Annotated in this window: 4 protein-coding genes and 1 pseudogene; 2 read left to right on the plus strand and 3 right to left on the minus strand. The window is 66.0% G+C overall.

The annotated features are described in order from the left end of the window. Positions 1-185: 185 nt before the first annotated feature. On the minus strand, positions 186-419 hold the full coding sequence (locus tag IVB31_RS33175; RefSeq protein WP_247332493.1) for a DUF1127 domain-containing protein: 234 nt from the start codon (positions 417-419) through the stop codon (positions 186-188). 185 nt (positions 420-604) lie between these two features. On the opposite strand from IVB31_RS33175, the gene IVB31_RS33180 reads away from it, so the two are divergent. After that, positions 605-1,948: a PLP-dependent aminotransferase family protein gene (locus tag IVB31_RS33180; RefSeq protein ID WP_247332495.1), complete on the plus strand. Its 1,344-nt coding sequence runs from the start codon at positions 605-607 to the stop codon at positions 1,946-1,948. Between the two features lie 14 nt (positions 1,949-1,962). On the opposite strand, the pseudogene IVB31_RS33185 reads toward IVB31_RS33180, so the two are convergent. Both IVB31_RS33185 and IVB31_RS33190 read right to left on the minus strand, forming a co-directional pair. Next, positions 1,963-2,553, minus strand: a pseudogene (locus IVB31_RS33185) (YdcF family protein). Positions 2,554-2,615: 62 nt separating this feature from the next. After that, on the minus strand, positions 2,616-3,203 hold the full coding sequence (locus IVB31_RS33190; RefSeq protein WP_247332636.1) for a hypothetical protein: 588 nt from the start codon (positions 3,201-3,203) through the stop codon (positions 2,616-2,618). A gap of 91 nt (positions 3,204-3,294) precedes the next feature. Between IVB31_RS33190 and IVB31_RS33195 the strand changes: the two genes are divergently transcribed. After that, positions 3,295-3,639: hypothetical protein (locus IVB31_RS33195; protein ID WP_247332497.1), on the plus strand; the 345-nt coding region annotated here is incomplete at its 3' end.

A 3,639-nucleotide genomic window follows, 5' to 3' on the forward strand; every position in this document is an offset into this window, starting at 1 on the left:
ATGCCGCGAGGATGCAAAGGCGTGTCCGCGGGGTCGTAGGATGGGTAGAGCACTTGCGAAACCCATCATGCTTCCGCGCAAATAAAAGTGTGATGGGTTTCGCTTCGCTCTACCCATCCTACGAGCCGGGTCCCGGCCCTGCGCAGCAACGCCAACAGCGTTGCGGCGCGTCCGGGACACGGAGTTTACAAATACCGCGTCAGCTCGGCCTTGAACTGGCCGTACACCGCGTCCTCGATCTGGCTGCGCGTGATCCCGATGTCGCGCAGGGCGCGGTCGTCGAGCTCGTTCAGCGTCTTGACGGCGGAGCGCTGCTCCAGGCGGTCGAACAGCGCAGTGACGCCATTGGCGAGCGTGCGGAAAAATCCGCCCGAGGATGGGCGTAAACTCCGCCCGGCAGCTTGCGAGATCGTGGTCATTTTTCTTCTCCGGACTTCTGTCCCCGCGGCGACGCAGATGCCGTTGGCGAAGACGCTGTCAGCGCCTGCACCTCATTTGCCGTCGGATTGCTCTCGCTCTCCTCGGCTCAATCGTGGACCTTGATGGAACTTAAATGCTCCAGTACACTACTCGGAGCAAGTGAAACATTGCTCTCGGTGCAATAATGTCCAAGTTCGAGTACGTGAAGCTTGCCGATGCCATTGCCTCGGATATCTCTAACGGCACGTTAAGGCCCGGCGACCGGCTGCCGCCGCAGCGCAATTTTGCCTATGACCGTGGTATTGCGGTCTCGACCGCGAGCCGGGTTTATACGGAGTTGCTCCGCCGCGGCCTCGTCGTCGGCGAGGTCGGGCGCGGCACTTTCATCTCCGGCGACATCAGGCGGGAGGTCGAGGCGCTGAGCGAACCGCGCGACGCGCGGATCGATTTCGAGGTCAATTACCCGCTGCTGCCGCAGCAATGGGCGATGATCGCCAAGAGCCTCGCGGGGCTGGAGCGCGTCGACGCGCTCGAATCCGCGTTGCGCGTCTCCACCAGCACCGGCACCAAGAGTGCGCGCAACGCAGCTGCCGCCTATCTCGCGCGCAAGGATTTTACGCCGCAGGCCGAACAGATCGTGTTCACCGCCAACGGCAAGCAATCGCTCGCGGCAGCCCTCGCCGCCCTCGTCCCCACCGGCGGCCGCTGCGGCGTCGAAGCGCTGACCTATCCCTACGTCAAGAGCATCGCCGCGCGGCTCGGCGTGACGCTGGTCCCGATTCCGATGGACGAATTCGGCGCACGCCCCGATGCCATTCAGAAAGCCCATCGCGAGGCGCATCTTTCGGCGCTGTATCTCCAGCCCATCATCCAAAATCCGCTCGGCGTCACCATGAACGCGACAAGGCGCGCCGACATCATGCGCGTCGCCGAGAAGCTCGACCTCACCATCATCGAGGACGCCGTCTACGGTTTCCTGGCCGACGATACGCCGCTGGCGGCGCTCGGGCCGGACCGCTGCATCGTGATCGACAGCCTGTCCAAGAAGGTTGCGCCGGGCCTCGCACTCGGCATCCTGGTGGCGCCGCCGCATCTGCGCGAAGGCGTGATGAGCGCGGTCCGCACCGGCGGCTGGATCGCCTCCGGCCACGCGCTCGCATCCGGGCAGCGGCTGATGGCCGACGGCACCGTCGCCGAGCTGACCCGCCTGAAGCGCATCGACGCCGCGCGCCGGCAGCAGACCGCGGCAAGGCTGCTCGCCGGCTACCAGCTCTCCGCCGATCCCCGCGCCTATCATCTCTGGCTGACGCTGCCGGCACATTGGCGCTCGCAGACCTTCGTCGCCGCCGCAGCCCGCCGCGGCATCGCGCTGACGCCGTCCTCGACCTTCGCGATCGCCCATGGCCATGCACCGAATGCGGTGCGGCTCGCGCTCGCCCCGCCCTCATTCGAGCAGCTCGATTCCGGCCTGCGTACCCTCGTCTCGCTGCTCGGCACCAAGGAAGAGGATTTTGACTCGACGGAGTAGCGGTCCGAGCCTTGTCAGTGTTCCGGCCATTCCGCGATGAAGCCCCTCGCCTTGTACGGCTCGATCTTGTCCCATTCGTGCAGGACGCGCCGGCGAAACTCGACGTCGGTGTGCCATAGCGCGCGCGGCGTCGCAAAGCTGTCGACGGTGAGCAGCATCTTCTCGACTTCGCCGGTGCAGCGTCATCGGATAGCGGCGCGCCGTCCAGGTATTGCCGAGGCAGATCACGCTGCGGATATCGTTCAGCCCCAGCGCGGCATCGATGATCGGCAGCGAGAGGATCACGTTCTCACCGGTGTTCGTCGCCCGTGTTCCTCGAGGATTCGATCCGCCGGAATGCCCGCCGCGACCATTGCCGCCTTAATGATCGTACACTCGGATTGCTCCGAGCCCGGCGTCACGCCGCCGCTGACAATCGACCAGCGGAAAAAGCCCTCGCGCCACAGCCTTGCAGCGGTGTCGGCGCGCAACGCGACGTCCTCGCGGGTGCCGAACATGAACATCAGGTCGGCCGGCCGGAGCGGCGTATCGATCAGATGCGTGCGGTTGATCTCGCCGATCTCATCCGCCGTAGGCCTGCGGGTGCCGCGATCCATGGCTGACATGGCAGCACGATGCGACACCGGCGCATAGGCGCGAAGTCACGTTTGATTGCGGCCGGTTGCACCTACGGCAACAAGGCGTTCGGCACGCGATCGAAGCTGTAGCTCCGCGGCTGGTTGCGCCGGACGAAGCCGCCGACCTGCCAGGCGAATAGCGCGGCAAAGCCGAGGATGAACAGCACGCCGGCGAATTCGCCGATGATCAGCGCGCGGATCAGGAGGCCTGTCATCGCCACCGTCAGCACTGCCAGAAACGCCAGCACCACCGCATAGGTCCTGCGGCCAAGGCCTGCGGTCAATTCGGCGCGGCTGCCGGCCTGCGCCATCCGCGCGTGCAATGCGACAATGAAGTCGCGAAAGCCATTGTCCTGCGGCGCCATCAGGGCCGCGGTCTGCCAGCTCGTCGAGAGGATCGCGATACGGCCGCCACCGGTGTGGCCGACATCGGCGCGAAAGCGGTGCTGCTGCATCGACACCGGGCGGAACGACAGCCGGATCGCCGATATCTCGTCATAGCGCCACAGGCCCGAACGGCCGCCGATGCGCCAGGAGAGCCCCTGGTCCGTCAGCTCGAAGCGATGCGCCGAGCCGATCAGCGACGCCTTGTAGGCATAGCTCGCGCCCGAAGCCGTCTCGGCTCCCGAATCCTGCATCTTCACGATCGATCCAATCCGCGCAATCCAATCCGCAATCCAGTCAGCGATCCGCTTGCGCGATCGCCCTGCCCCATCCTACAAGCGAGAGATGGCTGAGACGATTTTTTTTCCGCGCCGCCTGATTCTCGGCGCCGCCGTGATCTCCGGCGTGCTGCTCGCGCTCGCCGTGCACATGCTGGGCGCCCGCTACGGGCTCGACCTCGGCGGCCTCTGGCACTCCGACACGCATGAGTTCATCCCGGCGGGCGCGGCGATCGCCTGGTGGCTGATCGCCACCGTCGGCTTCTCCGGCGGCTATGTCACGGCGACATTGATGCAGAGCGCCGTCTCCGGCCAGATCCCGCAACGGATGCGGCAATTCCTGATCGCGGTCGGCGTGCTGCTGCTGGCGGGTGCCGGCCAGGTGGCCTCGGCGCCGAGCGCGATCCCGACG

This window comes from Bradyrhizobium sp. 21 (assembly GCF_023073335.1).
GTDB lineage: Bacteria > Pseudomonadota > Alphaproteobacteria > Rhizobiales > Xanthobacteraceae > Bradyrhizobium.

Bases quoted from the DNA above. Each gene is read 5' to 3' on its own strand.
- IVB31_RS33175 (WP_247332493.1), bottom strand. From the start codon at position 419: ATGACCACGATCTCGCAAGCTGCCGGGCGGAGTTTACGCCCATCCTCG.
- IVB31_RS33180 (WP_247332495.1), top strand. From the start codon at position 605: ATGTCCAAGTTCGAGTACGTGAAGCTTGCCGATGCCATTGCCTCGGAT.
- IVB31_RS33190 (WP_247332636.1), bottom strand. From the start codon at position 3,203: ATGCAGGATTCGGGAGCCGAGACGGCTTCGGGCGCGAGCTATGCCTAC.